The organism is Amycolatopsis japonica (assembly GCF_000732925.1).
GTDB lineage: Bacteria > Actinomycetota > Actinomycetes > Mycobacteriales > Pseudonocardiaceae > Amycolatopsis > Amycolatopsis japonica.
The window spans coordinates 6,264,533-6,280,964 of record NZ_CP008953.1 but is presented as its reverse complement, the minus strand read 5'-3'; the positions used below and the strand labels follow the sequence as shown (position 1 = coordinate 6,280,964).

Sequence of the window (16,432 nt, the reverse complement as noted above, 5' to 3'; positions counted from 1 at the left end):
GTCGAGCCGGTGTGAGCCAGCCGACGCGCCCGGGGGCGGAGGAGATATATGTCGAACGCGGACACACCCGCCGTCACCGGCGGGAATACCGCCACACCCATCGCAGGTCAGCTGGCCGAACTGCCGCCCCGGATCCGGGTGCACGCCTTGGCGAAGCTGCTCGGATCGAACAGCCGTGAACTGATGGCCAAGCTCGGTGAGCTCGGCGAGACCGTCCGCAGCGCGCAGTCCAGCGTCACCCGCGAAGTGGCACTCAAGCTCGCCGAAGCCCTCACAGGTGGAGACGAGCCCGAAACCGCCGAAGAGCCTGTCGCCGAGACCCCCGCGGCTCCCGAGCCCGAGGTCGAAGCCAAGCCCGAGGTCAAGGCCGAGGTCAAGGCACAGCCGGAGCCCGTCGCTCCGCAGGTGGAGGCCCCTTCGCGGCGCGTTCCGCCCGCGCTGGCCGCCCCGGTGACCCCGGAGCCGCCGCAGCCGACCACCAGGCCCGCGAAGGCCGCCGTGCACGTCCCGGTGTTCGCCGCGCCGTCGCCGGTGTTCCTGCCGCCGGAGCCCGTCGCGGCGAAGCCCGCCCGCAAGCCGGAGCCCGCCTTCGCGCCGACCGAGGAACCCGCTTCCGACGAGGACGAGACGCAGGGCGAGCAGGCCGAAGGCCAGGGCGCCGACGAGGACGGTGACGACGCCAACGGCCGTCGCCGCCGTCGTCGCGGACGCCGCGGTCGTGGCCGGGGCAAGGGCGGCGACGAGGGCTCGGCCGAGTCCGAGAACGAGGACGAGCAGCCCGAAGAGGCGCGAGCCCCGCGCGGCCGTCAGCAGCGCGCGAAGGACAAGGACGCCGAAACCGACGAGGCCGGCGCCGAGAGCACCGAAGAAGCGTCCACCGACTCCGATTCGGACAACGACGGCGATTCGGACGGCGGCAGCAAGCGTCGCCGTCGTCGTCGCCGTCGCAAGGGCGGGGACGACGACAACGCCGAGGCCACCAGCGACGACCCGCCCAACACGGTCGTCCACGTGCGCCAGGCCAAGGCCGCCGAGACCGAGCGCCCCGCGCGGGACGAGGTCCGCAGCGTGCGCGGCTCGACCCGGCTCGAAGCCAAGCGCCAGCGTCGCCGGGACGGCCGCGAGGCGGGCCGTCGTCGTGCGCCGATCCTGTCCGAGGCCGAGTTCCTCGCCCGCCGCGAGTCGGTCGAGCGCACCATGGTCGTCGCCGAGAAGGGCGAGTCCACGCAGATCGGCGTGCTCGAGGACGGCGTCCTGTGCGAGCACTTCGTGACGTCGTCGGGCACCGGCTCGATCGTCGGCAACGTGTACCTCGGCCGCGTGCAGAACGTGCTGCCGTCGATGGAGGCCGCCTTCATCGACATCGGCCGCGGCCGCAACGCCGTGCTCTACGCCGGCGAGGTCGACTGGGACGCCGCCGGTCTCGAGGGCAAGGCCCGCAAGATCGAGCAGGCGCTCTCCACCGGCGATTCCGTGCTGGTCCAGGTCACCAAGGACCCGGTCGGGCACAAGGGCGCCCGGCTGACCACGCAGATCTCGCTGCCGGGCCGCTTCCTGGTCTACGTGCCCGCGGGCGGCGCCACCGGTATCTCCCGGAAGCTCCCGGAGAACGAGCGCCGCCGCCTGAAGGACATCCTCAAGCGCATCGTCCCCGAGGACGCCGGTGTGATCATCCGCACCGCGTCCGAGGGCATCAGCGAGGAGGAGCTGGACCGGGACGTCCGCCGCCTGAAGGCGCAGTGGGACGTCATCAAGGAGAAGGCCGAAGCCGGCAACGGCGGCAAGAAGAACAGCGCCCCGGTCATGCTCTACGAAGAGCCGGACCTGCTGGTCAAGGTCGTGCGCGACCTGTTCACCGAGGACTTCGCCAAGCTGGAGATCCAGGGCGACAAGGCCTGGGACACCATCTACAACTACGTGCAGCACGTGGCGCCGGACCTGGCGGATCGCGTCAAGCGGTACACGGGCACCGGTTCGGCCTTCGCCGACCACCGCATCGACGAGCAGATCACCAAGGCGCTGGACCGCAAGGTCTGGCTGCCCTCGGGTGGTTACCTGGTCATCGACCGCACCGAAGCGATGACGGTCATCGACGTCAACACCGGCAAGTTCACCGGATCGGGTGGCAACCTTGAGGAGACGGTGACCAGGAACAACCTGGAGTCGGCGGAGGAGATCGTCCGCCAGCTCCGGCTCCGGGACATCGGCGGCATCATCGTCATCGACTTCATCGACATGGTGCTCGAGTCCAACCGTGAGCTCGTGCTGCGACGGCTGACCGAATGCCTCGGCCGCGACCGCACGCGTCACCAGGTCGCCGAGGTCACCTCGCTCGGCCTGGTGCAGATGACCCGCAAGAAGATCGGCACCGGGCTGCTCGAGGCGTTCTCGACGCCGTGCGAGCACTGCAAGGGCCGCGGCGTGGTCGTCTCGACCGAGCCGCAGCGCACCGGTGGCGGCGGCAACGGTCACAACCACGGCAACGGCGGCGGTGGCGGCAAGGAGCAGGGCTCCCGCCGGTCCCGCGGCCGGGGCAAGGGTGACGACCAGGGACAGAGCCATAACGAGCCCGCCGCGGCCAAGGCCGAGACGCCTCCGCCCGCCCAGCGCGAGTCGGTGGTTTCGGCGGTCCAGGCCGTGGCCAACGCCACGAAGGCGGCCAAGGGTGAGCACCCGCACGAGGTCACCGAGAACGTCGAGGGTGCCGCGCTGAACGGGCACGTCCCGCAGGCTTCGGAGCCCGTTGCCGAAGCGACCGTCGAACAGGCGGCCGAGGCGGCCGCTGAGCCGGTCTCCGAGCCGGTCGCCGAGGCGCCCGCGACGGAACTCGCCGGTGAGCCGGTGACGACTCCGGACGACGAGGCTCCGGCCGTGCGCGAGGAGGAGATCGCCGTCGTCGCGGAATCGGGCCCGGAGCCCGAAGCGCCCGAGGTGCCGGTGACTCCTGAGGCTGTTGTGACAGAAGAGGTTTCCGAGCCCGAGACTCCTTCCGCTCAGGAGGAGACCGAGCCCGAGGTGGACGTTCCGGCCCCGGCCGTGCGCTCCACCACCCGCCGTCGTCCGCGACGGGCGGCCTCGCGGCCGGCCGGTCCGCCGGTCAAGGCGTCGGAAAAGAGCTAGTGAACACCTAGGGGCACCCCGGTGTGATCGCACCGGGGAGCCCCACGTAACCTGTAGAACGGCCCGCCACCTAGAGCGGGCACCTTGCGCAGCATCTGGACCACCGAGACTTTCCTGGTGGGCCGATCACGCAAGCCCCCACCCGTTGTCGAGTAAGCAGGAGACTTCCGTGTCGGCGTACGCGATCGTCAAGACTGGCGGCAAGCAGTACAAGGTGGCCGTCGGCGACGTCGTCGAGGTCGAGAAGCTCGAAGGCGAGCCGGGTACCGAGCACACCTTCCCCGCAGTCCTTTTCGTGGACGGTGGCGACGTCACCACGGACGCCGACGCGCTGGCGAAGGTCTCGGTCACCGGCAAGGTCGTCGAGCAGACCAAGGGTCCGAAGATCCGGATCCACAAGTTCAAGAACAAGACCGGCTACCACAAGCGCCAGGGTCACCGGCAGAAGCTGACCCGCGTCGAGGTCACCGGCATCTCCAAGTAGGACTTTCTCCGGATCTTCGTCAGAAAGAGGATTGAGCCATGGCTCACAAGAAGGGTGCGTCCAGCTCCCGCAACGGTCGCGATTCGAACGCGCAGCGACTGGGCGTCAAGCGCTACGGCGGCCAGGAAGTCAACGCGGGCGAGATCCTGATCCGCCAGCGTGGCACCAAGTTCCACCCCGGCGTGAACGTCGGCCGTGGTGGCGACGACACGCTGTTCGCGCTGGCCGCCGGTGCGGTCCAGTTCGGCGAGAAGCGTGGCCGCAAGACGGTCAACATCGTGCCGTCCGAAGCCTGAATTTCGGCTTCAAGCTAGACCTCTGACGAGGGGTGGGCCGGAATATCCGGGCCCACCCCTCGTTTGTTTTGTATATCCCCCTTTCTTCCGCGAGTGAATAGAGGCAAGTCATGGCGTCCCGGTTCGTGGACCGAGCGGTGATCCATCTGGCCGCCGGTGACGGTGGGAACGGCTGCGCCTCGGTGCACCGCGAGAAGTTCAAGCCCCTCGGCGGCCCGGACGGCGGCAACGGCGGCAACGGCGGCGACGTGCTGCTGATCGTCGATCCGAACGTCCACACGCTGCTCGACTTCCACTTCCGCCCGCACGCCCGCGCCGGCAACGGCAAACTGGGCCAGGGCGGCAACCGCGCCGGTGCGGCGGGGGAGACGCTGGAGATGCGCGTCCCGTCCGGCACCGTCGTGATGACCGAGGACGGCGAGATCCTGGCCGACCTCGTCGGGCCGGGAACCACCTTCGTCGCCGCCCAGGGTGGCCGTGGCGGCCTCGGCAACGCGGCGCTGGCCTCCAAGGCCCGCCGGGCGCCCGGGTTCGCGCTGCTGGGCGAGCCGGGGGAGACCCGCGACCTCGTCCTGGAGCTGCGTTCGGTCGCCGACGTCGGGCTGCTGGGCTTCCCGTCCGCGGGCAAGTCGTCGCTGATTTCGGTGCTGTCCGCGGCCAAGCCGAAGATCGCCGACTACCCGTTCACCACCCTGGTGCCGAACCTGGGCGTGATCACCGCCGGATCGACCGTGTTCACCATGGCCGACGTGCCGGGGCTGATCCCGGGTGCGAGCGAGGGCAAGGGCCTCGGCCTCGACTTCCTGCGTCACATCGAACGCTGCGCCGTACTGGTGCACGTCGTCGACTGCGCCACCTTCGAGCCCGGTCGTGACCCGCTGTCCGACATCGACGCCCTCGAAGAAGAGCTGGCCCGCTACACCCCGAGCCTCGGCGGCGACCTCGCCGACCGGCCGCGTGTGGTGGTGCTGAACAAGATCGACATCCCGGACGCCGCCGAACTCGCCGAGTTCGTGCGCCCGGAACTGGAAGCCCGCGGCCTCAGCGTGTTCGAGATCTCGACCGCGTCGCGGCAGGGGCTGAAGGAACTGACCTACGCGCTCGCCGCCGTCGTCGAGAAGTACCGCGCCGAACAGCCCGCCCCCGAGCCGGCGAAGGTCGTGCTCCGGCCGATGGCCGTCGACGACGCGGGCTTCACCGTCGAACTCGACCCGGAGGAGGAAGGCGCGTTCATCATCCGCGGCTCCCGTCCCGAGCGGTGGATCCGGCAGACCAACTTCGGCAACGACGAAGCCGTGGGTTACCTCGCGGACCGGCTCAACCGGCTGGGTGTCGAGGAAGTACTGGCACGCAAGGGCGCCGTACCCGGCAGCCCCGTCACCATCGGCGACGTCCAGTTCGAGTGGGAGCCTTCGACCCCGGCCGGGGTCGCGGTGCACCTGTCGGGCCGGGGCACGGACGTGCGGCTGGAGAACACCAGCCGGATCGGTGCCGCCGAGCGTAAGGAAGCCCGCCGGATCCGTCGTGACGGTCCGGACGGCGTCGAAGACGAAGACGAGATGGACGACGAGTGAGCTCAACCCGGGTGGCGATCGCCGACGCGAAGCGTGTGGTCGTCAAGGTCGGTTCCTCCGCACTGACCACCGCCGGCGACGGTCTCGACGTGGCCAGGCTGGACGCCTTGGTGGACGCGATCGCCGACCGGGTCTCCCGCGGCACGCAGATCGTGCTCGTGTCCTCTGGTGCGATCGGCGCGGGACTCGCGCCGCTCTCGCTCGGCAAACGACCGCGTGACCTCGCCACCCAGCAGGCCGCGGCCAGCGTCGGGCAGCTCGCGCTGGCCCACGCCTACGCCGAGTCGTTCGGTCGGTTTTCGTTGACGGTGGGCCAGGTTCTGCTGACGTCGGACGACGTCGTGCGCCGTGCGCACTACCGCAACGCGCAGAACACGTTCACCCGGCTGCTGGCCCTCGGCGCCGTGCCCGTGGTCAACGAGAACGACACCGTGGCCACCGAAGAGATCCGCTTCGGCGACAACGACCGGCTTGCCGCGCTGGTGGCCCACCTGATCGGTGCCGACGCGCTCATCCTTTTGTCCGATGTGGACGGTCTGTACGACGGGGACCCCCGTGACGGCGCGACCCGCAAGATCGCCGAAGTCGCCGGGGAGTCCGATGTGGACGGAATCACCGTCGGCATGTCGAGCTCCGGGCTCGGCACCGGCGGCATGGTGTCGAAGCTCGCCGCCGCCCGCACCGCCGCCGGCGCCGGGATCCCGGTCCTGCTCGCCGCCGCTTCCGAGGCCGCCCGCGCCCTGACCACCGCCGAGGTCGGCACGGCGTTCGCCGCCGCGGACTCCCGGCTGTCGGCCCGCAGGTTCTGGCTGGGTTACGCCGCGGGCGCGTCCGGGAAACTGCATCTCGACGACGGCGCGGTCGCGGCCGTCGTCCGCCGCCGTCGCTCCCTGCTGGCCGCCGGGATCACCGGCGTCGACGGCGACTTCCAGGCGGGCGACGTCGTCGATCTGGTCGATCTCCGGCAGCGGACCGTGGCGCGCGGCGTCGTGGCCTTCGACGCGGGCGAACTTCCCGACCTCATCGGCCGCTCCAGTCACGACCTGCCCGCGGAGCAGCGTCGTGAGGTCGTCCACGCGGACGATCTCGTTCCCCTGCGGCGCTAGGGGATCGGCCCGGCGTCAGGGCGAATCGGCGAGGTGGCCGACCAGGCGCGCCAGTTGTTCGCCGTAGGCCTCGGCGAACTCGGCCGACTGGGGGTCCTGGCCCGAGACGGCCCGGACGATCCGAGGCAGCGCCAGCGCGGCACTGGACGCGGCCATGAAGATCACCAGCAGGAACGCCGGGTCGAGGTCGGCGGGGAAATCTCCCGCGGCCTGACGCGCTCGCACGTACTCCACCTGCCGCTGGAGGAATTCGCGCTGCCCCTCGACGCCGATCGCGTCGGGGGCGCCGTCGGTCAGGTTCTCCCAGAGGAACAGCTTGGCGAGGTCGTGGTCCCGGACTCCCGACCTGGCGAAGAACCGGACGACCTCCGCGAACGGTTTCTCATGGTCGGCGACAGCGGCGTAGTCGCCGTACATCGTCGCGGTCAGCGCGTTGTACAGCCCTTCCTTGCCGCCGAAGTAGTACGAGATCAGCTGCTTGTTCACGCCCGCTTTCGCGGCGATCTCGCTGACGCGTGCCGCGGCATAGCCCTTCGCGCCGAACTCGGCCTTCGCCGCCTCCAGAAGCAGGACCTTCGTGCGCTCGGGATCGCGCTGGCGTTCGACGGGGGCGCGGCGAGGGCTGCGCGAGGCGGCTTCGGACATGCGGTTCAGCTTAGCCGCTGACTCCTTCAAACGTTCGGTTGACACTATCATCCGTATGGTTGATAGTTGTCGGCGGAGAGAGGAGAAACCCCATGACCACGAGAATCGCGATCATCGGCGGCGGAACGGGCGGTCTCTGCTTGGCGCAAGGGCTACGCAAGGCGGGAATCGACGTATCCGTTCACGAACGCAGCCGCACCCGGACCGAACGTCTGCAGGGCTATCGCGTGCACATCAACCCGCACGGCGCCGCGGCCCTGCACGAATGCCTGCCGCCCGAGCTCTGGCAGCGGTTCCTGGACACCACCGGCACCACGAGCGGTCCGTTCTCCTTCGTGACCGAGCGGCTGCGGGACCTGATGGTGATCGACGCCGAGCTCACGTCGAGTCCTGATCCCGCGTCGGACCATCATTCGGTCAGCCGGATCAGCCTGCACCAGGTGCTGTCCGACGGGCTCGAAGGAGTTCTGCACCACGGCAAGGAGTTCGTCGGCTACCGCCGCGAAGGCGAGGTGGTCGTCTGCGAGTTCGCCGACGGCAGCACCGTCGAAGCAGACTTGGTCATCGGCGCAGACGGGGCCAATTCCCGCGTGCGCGAACAGTTTCTTCCCGGCGCCGAGCGAGTGGACACGGGGATCATCGCGATCGCGGGCAAGCACCCGCTGACCGAAGAGACCCGCAAGCGTTTGCCCGCCCGGCTCACCGACGGTCCGAGCATGGTGATGCCGCGTACCGGGGCCGGCTTGTTCACCGCGCCGCACGAGCTGGCCGGAGCCTCGTCGGTGAATGACGAAACGGCGGCCCACGACCCAGTTCTGTTCGACAACACCTCGAGTTACGTCATGTGGGCGTACGCGGCGGACGACCGGCGTTACCCGAGCGACCTGTCCTCATTGGACGGTGCCGCGCTGCGCGCTCTGGTGCTGGACCTGATCGACGGCTGGGATCCCGCGTTCAAGGAATTGGTCGCCGGTTCGCCCGAGGAGGCGGTGTCCCGGCTGCCGATCTTCACCTCGAAGCCCGTCGAGCCATGGCCGACGAGCAACGTCACGTTGCTGGGCGACGCCATCCACAGCATGACCCCGTTTCGCGGGATCGGCGCGAACACCGCGCTCCGGGACGCGCAACTGTTGTGCCGCAACCTCGTCGAAGCCCGCAAGACCGGCGGGGTGCGCTCCGCGGTCGCCGACTACGAGCAGAGGATGCGTGACTACGGTTTCGCGGCGGTACGCGACTCGGAGCGCAGCGCCCGCCAGTTCGTGTCGGAGAACCGGGCGGGCCGCACGATGGCACGAGGGATGTTCCGTTTCTTCCAGGCGGTCCCTCCGCTGAAGCGCAAGGTCTTCAGCGACCACGGCGACTCATAGCCTGGCGGGAGTGGAGATGCCCAGCAGGGACAGGCCCAGCGTCAGCGTCTTCGACGTGAGTTCGGCCAGCAGCAGGCGTGAGTCGCGGACGCCGGGGCCTTCGGCGTCCAGCACCGGGCACTGTTCGTAGAACCGCGAGAAGACGACCGCGGTTTCGTACAGATACGTGCACAGTTTGTGGGGGAGATGTCCGGCGGTCGCCGCGCCGACCGCTTCGGGGAAGCGGGTCAGCGCGAGTGCCAAAGCACGCTCCGCGGAGTGGCCGAGCAGGACCCGCGCACCGGCGAGGTCTTGATCCGCTTTCGCCAGCACGGAACGGATCCGCGCGTTGGCGTACTGCAGATAGACCGAGGTGTTCCCGCTCTTGGCGAGCATCCGGTCCCAGGAGAAGACGTAGTCACGTTCGCGATCACCGGAAAGGTCGGCGTACTTGATCGCGCCGATCCCGATCGCCTCGGCGACCTCTTCCCTGATTTCGGGGGAGAGGTCGGCCCGGTCGTCGATGACTTCGGCGGCGTGGGAGATCGCTTCGGTGAGCAGATCGGAAAGCCGGACCGACTCGCCCGCCCGGGTCTTCATGGCGCGGCCGTCCTCGCCGAGTACCGAGCCGAACCCGATGTGCTCGGCTCGGTGCTCCTCGCGGAGCCAGCCGGCGGCCCGGCACACGGCGAACACCATCGCGAAATGCTGTGCTTGCGGCGTGCCGACGACGTAGAGCAGATCGGTGACTTCGCGTTGTTCCGTCCAGTACCGCAGGGTCGCGAGATCGGTGGCCGCGTAGCCGTAACCGCCGTCCCGCTTCCGCACGATGAGGGGCAGCGGATCGCCTTCCCGGTTGCGGAAACCGTCGGGAAAGACGCAGACCGCGCCGTCGCTGATCTCGGTCAGCCCGGCGGTGTCCAGGTCGTCCACGACCGCGGCGAGCAACGGGTTGTAGAAGCTCTCACCGTAGACGTCCTCACTCGTCAGGCCGATCCCGAGAAGGTCGTAGACCTGGGTGAAATGCCGTGTCGACTCGTCGACCAGACGTTGCCACAGCGACAGCGTCTCTTCGTCACCGCTTTGCAGGAGCACCACCCGCTCACGCGAGCGGGTCGCGAAGCCGTCGTCGGTGTCGAACTTCGCCCGGGCGGCTCGATAGAAGCCATTGAGGTCTCTGATCGCGTACGGGCCGGACGGGCGTTCGTCGAGCAGATGCTCGATCAGCATGCCGAACGGAGTGCCCCAATCGCCGAGATGGTTGTGCGGGACGACCTCATGTCCGGCGAAGCGTGACAGCCGGACGATCGCGTCGCCGATGACGGTCGACCGGAGATGCCCGACGTGCATTTCCTTCGCCACGTTCGGGCTGCTGTAGTCGACGGCGATCCGCCGGGGCCGCGGCGTCACCGGGACACCCAGCCGTGGGTCGCCGTTGAGCGCGGTCGTCCGTTCGGCCAGCCACGACGAGCGCAGGGTGAAGTTGAGGAAGCCCGGCCCCGCGACCTCCGGTGGTTCGGCGAGATCGGCGACGTCGAGCCGCGCCGCGATGTCGGCGGCGATCTCCCTCGGCGGCTTGCCGAGGCGTTTGCCCAAGCTCATCGCGAGATCGCATTGATAGTCGACGCCACTCTGCGCGGAGACCCGCACCAGGGCGGACGGCGGTTCGAAGTCGGTGACGTCGCGAAGGGCCTTCACCATGCGTCGCGCCAATTCCTCGCTTACATCGCCGAACAACACGGTGTCCCTCCTTCGCGCTCGTCGTAGGAGCGCGAGGGTAGCCACTACCCGCGTCGTCGGCGACGGAGTTTCAGCGCAGGTCGCTGCCCTTGGTCTCCGGCAGGGTCCGGATGACGAAGAACGCGATCACCGCTCCGGCGGCCACGTACCAGAAGAACAGCGTCGACAGCCCGGCGTCGGACAGCGCCGTGAGCACCAGGGGAGCGGTCCCGCCGAACAACGCGACGGTCAGGTTGTACCAGGCGCCGATGCCCAGGCCGCGCAGTTCGGTGGGGAACAGCTCGCTCATGATCGCGGGCGCGATCGACGTCATCGCCGTGTACAGGCAGAGCCCGACGCAGAACACGACCAGCAGACCCGGCAGGCCCGGCCGGACCAAAGTGGACAGCGGGACGATGAGGATCGCGGTCGCCGCCGCCCAGACGAGCAGCTGTGGCTTGCGGCCGAAGCGATCCGACAGGGCGCCCATCGGGTACTGGAGCGCGACGAACAGCGCCGTCGCGATCGACAACGCGAGGAACACGTCGACGTCGTCGGCCTTGCGGGTCTTGACCGCGAACGAGGTCAGCGCGCTGAAGAACGTGTAGTAGCAAAGGGTCGACAGCATCGAGAAACCCACGAGCTGCACGACGGCCCGCGGGTGCTCGCGGAGGGTGGTGCGCAGCGGTCGCTCGACCCGGCGCGCCGTCGACTTCTTCTCCTCGAAGATCTCGGTCTCGGCGAGACTGCGGCGCAGCCACAGGCCGATGATGCCGAGAACGCCGCCGAGCAGGAACGGGATCCGCCAGCCGTACGCCGTCAGATCCGCCTTCGACATCGTCCTTGCGAGCACGAAGCCGAGGATCGAGGCGATCAGGACGGCGGAACCGGTCGAGATGTAGAAGAAGGCGGAGTACCGCCCGCGGCGGGCGGGTGGCGCGATCTCGCCGAGGTACGCCGACGCGTTGGAGACCTCGCCGCCGAGCGACAGTCCTTGCGCCACTCTCGCGAGCAGCAACAGGATCGGGGCCAGCCAGCCGACCTGGTCGAACGTCGGCAGGAGACCGATGGCCACCGAACCACCCGCCATCAGCACGATGGTCAGGATCATCGCGGGCTTCCGGCCCTTGATGTCGGCGAAACGGCCGAGCAACATCCCGCCGAGCGGCCGAAAGAAGAACGCCAGCGCGTACGTGGCGAAGGTGTTGATCAACGCCAGCGCTTCATTGCCCTTCGGGAAGAACTCGCTGGCGAAGTAGATGCTGAAGGTCGCGTAGATGGTCCAGTCGAACCATTCCAGCGCGTTCCCGACACTGGCGGCGAACAACTTCTTCACCGGGAGCCGATGCCTCAGCCGCTCCGTCGTTGCGTCCGCCATCGGCACCTCCGTACTCGCGCGTGGACGGAACCTTGCCAGAAAGTTCCCGCGCGGGAAAGAACCTGTCGAATGTCGGGATCGGATCCCTGGTTACGAGGTGCTCGCGAGAGCGAACGGCAGAACGGCGCGAGCCCCGGCCTGCCGGAGCAAGCGTGCGGACAAAGTCATCGTCCATCCGGTGTCGATCAGGTCGTCGACCAGCAGGATCGGGCCCTCCGCCGAGGCGACTTCGGCGGCGAGCCCTTCGGAAAGGTCGAGGCGATTCCAGAGGTCGGCCAGTCGCTGCGCGCTGTTCGCCTGACGCGGGGGCGGCCCCGTCGAAGTCATGGCGCCCAGGTAGTTCAGCCGCCCGATGGACGCCAGTTTCGTCGCCAGACTGTGGACCAGCTGAGGCCGGGTGGCGGACGGCACCTCCACCACCGCGACCGGACGCTCGGACCACTGCCAGCCCTTGAGCACCTCGATGCAGGCCTGGAAGACCGGATCGGGGAGTTCGGTGTCCACTGCGGACGGTCCGACGAGCTCGCGCAGCCGCGTGCCCCAGCCGACGTCGGTCACCCGCCCGACGACCTGGCCGGTTTCGGCCTGCTCGCCCGCCGACAGCCGTCCGGAGAGCGGGACCTCCAGCCCCGCCATCCCGGTCGGCCACATCTTCCGCGGCGCCACCTCGACCCCCGGACGACGCAACCGCTGCCGGGTGGCGTCGACGACGTCGTCGGAAATCGTGGTGTCCCAATGCTTACCGGTGCAGTTGTCGCACCGTCCGCAGGGCGTCGCCTCCGGATCGTCCAACTGCTTCCGCAGGTACTCCATCCGGCAGCCGTCGGTTTCGAGGTAGGCCAGCATGGCGTTCTGCTCGTTGGTCCGCGCCGCGCTCACCCGCGCATAGCGTTCCTTGTCGTACCGCCACTCCTCGCCGGTGCCTTCCCAGCCGCCCTTCACCCGGCGGACGGCGCCGTCGACGTCCAGCACCTTGAGGACCATCTCCAGCCGGGACCGGGACAGCTCGACGAACGGTTCGAGCGCGGGTGTCGAGAGTGGACGGTCCGCGTACGCCAGGGCGTTGAGCACCTGGGTCACCCGCAGTTCGTCCGGGAAGGCGAGCGAGCCGAAGTACGCCCAGATGTCCTTGTCCTCGTGGCCCGGCAACAAGATCACTTCGGCGCGATCGACGCCACGTCCGGCGCGGCCGACCTGCTGGTAGTACGCGATGGGGGAGGACGGAGCCCCGAGGTGGACGACGAAGCCCAGATCCGGCTTGTCGAACCCCATGCCCAGCGCCGAAGTGGCCACCAGTGCCTTGACGTTGTTGTTCAACAGATCGTCTTCGGCCGCCTGCCGGTCCGCGGGGTCGGTCTTCCCGGTGTAGGCGGCGACCGGATAGCCGCGTTCGGTCAGCAGGCCCGCCACGTCGTGGGCGGCGGCGACGGTGAGCGTGTAGATGATGCCGGAGCCCGGCAGCTCCTCCAGATGCTCGGCCAGCCAAGCGAGCCGAGCCTGTGACGTGGGCAGCTTGGCCACCGACAGGTGCAGGCTTTCGCGGTCCAGGCTGCCCCGCAGGACGAGGGTGTCGCCCCCGTTGCCGATGCCGAGCTGCTCGGCGACGTCGGTCGCCACGCGGTCGTTCGCGGTCGCGGTGGTGGCGAGCACCGGGACGCCGTCGGGCAGATCCTTCAGCAGCGTCCGCAACCGCCGGTAGTCCGGCCGGAAGTCGTGCCCCCAGTCCGAGATGCAGTGCGCCTCGTCGACCACGAGCAGGCCGGCGCTCGCGGTCAGCTTCGGCAGGACGGTGTCCCGGAAGTCCGGGTTGTTGAGCCGCTCCGGGCTGACCAGCAGGACGTCGACCTCACCGGCCGCGATCGCGGCCTGGACCTGATCCCACTCCTGCGGGTTCGCGGAGTTCATCGTCGCCGCGTGGATGCCCGCCCTCGCCGCCGCGGAGATCTGGTTGCGCATCAGCGCGAGCAGCGGCGAGATGATCACGGTCGGGCCGTTGCCCCGCTCCCGCAGCAACGCGGTGGCCAGGAAGTACACCGCGGACTTGCCCCACCCGGTGCGCTGCACGACGAGCGCGCGACGGCGGTGCGCGACCAGCGCCTCGATGGCCGTCCACTGGTCGTCACGCAGCCGGGCGCCCTCGCCCGCCAACGACTGGAGGAGGGTCTCGGCACGATCCCGGAGAGTCGATGTGTCCACGTCCCCACCTCTACCCCATGCCACCGACGAAGTCGCGACCGGGAAGTCGTGAACGGACCGTTCATCCATGGAACCGACTGTAATGTGATCCAGATCACGCCTGTTCGGTGGGTCCGGCGACCCGAGCGTGGAGCCTCGCGCGCTGTATAGGCTCACGACCCATGTCACCACGCAGGATCGGGGTCATGGGCGGCACGTTCGACCCCATTCACCACGGGCACCTCGTCGCGGCCAGTGAGGTCCAATCGCGGTTCGCGCTCGACGAGGTCATCTTCGTGCCCACCGGTCAGCCGTGGCAGAAGTCCGACCGGGTGGTCACCCGCGCCGAGGACCGCTATCTGATGACGGTGATCGCGACGGCGTCCAACCCCGTCTTCTCGGTCAGCCGCGTCGACATCGACCGCGTCGGGCAGACCTACACCGTCGACACCCTGCGCGACCTGCGCGCGGAATACCCGGACGACCAGCTGTTCTTCATCACCGGCGCGGACGCGCTCGAACAGATCCTCACCTGGCGCAACGCCGACGAGCTGTTCGACCTCGCGCATTTCATCGGCGTCACCAGGCCGGGTTACCGCCTCAACTCGCAGCATCTGCCGAGCGGGAAGGTGAGCCTGGTCGAGGTGACCGCGATGGCGATCTCGTCCACCGCCTGCCGTGAACGAGTCGAAGGCGGGGAGCCCGTCTGGTACCTCGTCCCTGACGGCGTAGTGCGCTACATCGCCAAAAAGGACCTCTATCGCAAAGACCGGGGTTCCCCACCGGGTACCCTCGTCGGGCGCACCCGCGAGTAAAGCCATCTGTTTGAGGAGAACTGTGACAGCCACGTCCGAGGCACGAGAGCTGGCCGTAGCGGCCGCCCATGCGGCGGCGGACAAGAAGGCGAGCGACGTGGTCGTGCTGGACGTGTCCGACCAGCTTGTCATCACCGACGCCTTCGTCATCGCGTCCGCGCCCAACGAACGCCAGGTCGGCGCCATCGTCGACAACGTCGAGGAGCAGCTGCGGCTCGGCGGGCACAAGCCCGTCCGCCGTGAGGGCGCCCGCGAGGGTCGTTGGGTCCTGCTGGACTACGTCGACGTCGTCATCCACGTCCAGCACCAGGAGGAACGCTCCTTCTACGGTCTCGAGCGGCTCTGGAAGGACTGCCCGCGGATCGAGGTCGCCGGTCTGGAGACACCCGCCGAGGAGGACCCCGCCGACGCGCAAGGCGCCTCGTGAGCCCGCGGCGGCTGGTGCTCTGGCGCCACGGCGAGACCGATTACAACGCGGCGGGCCGGATGCAGGGGCATCTGGACTCCGCGCTGACCCAGGTCGGCTGGAACCAGGCCAGGTTCGCCGTTCCCGCGCTCGCCCGGTTCTCCCCGGATCTGGTGATCGCCTCGGATCTGCGCCGCGCGACCGACACGGCCACGGTGCTCACCGAGGCCATCGGCGTCCCATTGCGCATCGACAAACGCCTGCGGGAAACCCATCTGGGTGAATGGCAGGGCTTCACCGGCCAGCAGGTCGACGAGGCGTATCCCGGCGAACGTGCCCGTTGGCGCGTCGACGCGACCTGGGCGCCGCCCGGCGGCGAGTCACGGGTCGACGTCGCCGAACGCGCGCTCGAGGTCGTCGCGGACCTGGATCAGGCCAATTCCGACGCCGGCGACGCGGTACTGCTGGCCACGCACGGCGGCCTGATCATCGCGCTGACCGCGAAACTGCTCGGCCTGCCGGTCGAGTCGTGGCCGTCGCTGGGCGGGATCGCGAACTGCCACTGGGTCGAGCTGACCAGGCGCGACGGCAACTGGCGCCTGGCCGCCTACAACGCGGGAATCACCGGCTGATCCATGGCCCCGCGCCTGCTCGTGTTCGGCGATTCCCTCAGTTTCCACGGCCCGGACGGCCCGCACGCCGCCGACGACGCGCGCCTGTGGCCCAACGTCGCCGCCGAAGCACTCGGTGGTGGTGGCGTGGATCTCGTCGCCGGGTTCGGCTGGACCGCCCGTGACGCCTGGTGGTCGCTGATCGGCGACCCGCGCGTCTGGGCGGACCTCCATCACGTCGACGCCGTCGTCCTGGCCGTCGGGAGCATGGACACGCTGCCCTCGCCGCTGCCCACCTATCTGCGCACCGGACTGCGGTATCTGCGGCCCGACCCGCTGCGGCGAGTGGCGCGCAAGGCGTATCTCGCCGCCCAGCCGCGGCTCGCGATCGCATTTCGAGGACGTCCGGCGGTCCTGCCGTCGAAGCTCACGGTCCAGTACCTCGACACCGCCGTCGGGGCCTTACGGGCGCTGCGACCGGACCTGCCGATCTTCGGCATCCTGCCGTCCGTCCACCGGTCCGACGCCTACGGCCGCGTGCACACCGCCCGCGCCGGTGCCGCCGCCGCGATCGCCGCGTGGGGTCGTCGCGCGGACGTCCCGCTGCTGGATCTCGGAGCCGTCGTCGGCGACCACGTGCTGAGCGGACGGGGCAATCCGGACGGGATGCACTGGGGGTGGGAAGGACATGCCGCCGTCGGCGCGGAAATGGCCCGCCTGATGGCCCCGGTGCTCCGCCCCTCGGCAACGTAGGCTG

Annotated in this window: 14 protein-coding genes; 10 read left to right on the top strand and 4 right to left on the bottom strand. The window is 69.3% G+C overall.

Annotated elements, in window-relative coordinates:
• Nucleotides 1-48 precede the first annotated feature (48 nt).
• The 5 genes from AJAP_RS29115 (at nt 49) to proB (ending at nt 6,580) form a co-directional block, all read left to right on the top strand.
• Complete coding sequence (locus tag AJAP_RS29115; RefSeq protein ID WP_038517219.1) at nt 49-3,120, top strand: translation initiation factor IF-2 N-terminal domain-containing protein; 3,072 nt, start codon at nt 49-51, stop codon at nt 3,118-3,120.
• Between the two features lie 169 nt (nt 3,121-3,289).
• A complete protein-coding gene (rplU, locus tag AJAP_RS29110) occupies nt 3,290-3,604 on the top strand; it encodes a 50S ribosomal protein L21 (protein ID WP_005158538.1) in 315 nt (104 codons plus the stop codon).
• A 38-nt stretch (nt 3,605-3,642) separates the two neighbouring features.
• Nucleotides 3,643-3,900, top strand: a complete 258-nt coding sequence (rpmA, locus tag AJAP_RS29105) for a 50S ribosomal protein L27 (RefSeq protein WP_003067129.1) — start codon at nt 3,643-3,645, stop codon at nt 3,898-3,900.
• A gap of 110 nt (nt 3,901-4,010) precedes the next feature.
• Complete coding sequence (obgE, locus tag AJAP_RS29100; protein WP_038517209.1) at nt 4,011-5,474, top strand: GTPase ObgE; 1,464 nt, start codon at nt 4,011-4,013, stop codon at nt 5,472-5,474.
• Nucleotides 5,471-6,580, top strand: a complete 1,110-nt coding sequence (gene proB / locus AJAP_RS29095; RefSeq protein ID WP_038517208.1) for a glutamate 5-kinase — start codon at nt 5,471-5,473, stop codon at nt 6,578-6,580. Before obgE ends, proB begins: the two co-directional genes overlap by 4 nt.
• 15 nt (nt 6,581-6,595) lie before the next feature.
• Here the strand turns inward: proB and AJAP_RS29090 are convergent, their stop codons facing one another.
• The gene (locus AJAP_RS29090; protein WP_038517207.1) at nt 6,596-7,225 is read right to left on the bottom strand and encodes a TetR/AcrR family transcriptional regulator; all 630 of its coding nucleotides are present in this window, start codon (nt 7,223-7,225) and stop codon (nt 6,596-6,598) included.
• 92 nt (nt 7,226-7,317) lie between these two features.
• Between AJAP_RS29090 and AJAP_RS29085 the strand changes: the two genes are divergently transcribed.
• Nucleotides 7,318-8,592 (top strand): FAD-dependent oxidoreductase, encoded by a 1,275-nt coding sequence (locus tag AJAP_RS29085; protein WP_038517204.1) that lies wholly within the window; start codon nt 7,318-7,320, stop codon nt 8,590-8,592.
• On the opposite strand, the gene argS is transcribed toward AJAP_RS29085, so the two are convergent.
• From argS to AJAP_RS29070, 3 genes are all read right to left on the bottom strand, one after another.
• A complete protein-coding gene (gene argS, locus AJAP_RS29080; RefSeq protein WP_051972630.1) occupies nt 8,587-10,272 on the bottom strand; it encodes an arginine--tRNA ligase in 1,686 nt (561 codons plus the stop codon). The genes AJAP_RS29085 and argS overlap by 6 nt on opposite strands.
• A 109-nt stretch (nt 10,273-10,381) precedes the next feature.
• A complete protein-coding gene (locus AJAP_RS29075; RefSeq protein WP_038517199.1) occupies nt 10,382-11,668 on the bottom strand; it encodes an MFS transporter in 1,287 nt (428 codons plus the stop codon).
• 90 nt (nt 11,669-11,758) lie between these two features.
• A complete protein-coding gene (locus tag AJAP_RS29070; RefSeq protein WP_038517196.1) occupies nt 11,759-13,864 on the bottom strand; it encodes a RecQ family ATP-dependent DNA helicase in 2,106 nt (701 codons plus the stop codon).
• A gap of 161 nt (nt 13,865-14,025) precedes the next feature.
• Here AJAP_RS29070 and nadD point away from each other — a divergent pair, with 161 nt between their 5' ends.
• From nadD to octT, 4 genes are read left to right on the top strand one after another with little or no spacing between them, the layout of a single operon-like run.
• Nucleotides 14,026-14,658 (top strand): nicotinate-nucleotide adenylyltransferase, encoded by a 633-nt coding sequence (nadD, locus tag AJAP_RS29065; RefSeq protein ID WP_073846459.1) that lies wholly within the window; start codon nt 14,026-14,028, stop codon nt 14,656-14,658.
• A gap of 22 nt (nt 14,659-14,680) precedes the next feature.
• Nucleotides 14,681-15,085, top strand: coding sequence for a ribosome silencing factor (rsfS, locus tag AJAP_RS29060; RefSeq protein WP_016332398.1), 405 nt, complete (start codon nt 14,681-14,683; stop codon nt 15,083-15,085).
• Entirely contained in the window at nt 15,082-15,696 is a 615-nt protein-coding gene (locus tag AJAP_RS29055; protein WP_037342734.1) for a histidine phosphatase family protein, read from the top strand. The genes rsfS and AJAP_RS29055 overlap by 4 nt, the downstream gene beginning before the upstream one ends.
• A 3-nt stretch (nt 15,697-15,699) precedes the next feature.
• On the top strand, nt 15,700-16,428 hold the full coding sequence (octT, locus tag AJAP_RS29050; protein WP_038517192.1) for a diglucosylglycerate octanoyltransferase: 729 nt from the start codon (nt 15,700-15,702) through the stop codon (nt 16,426-16,428).
• Nucleotides 16,429-16,432: the final 4 nt, after the last annotated feature.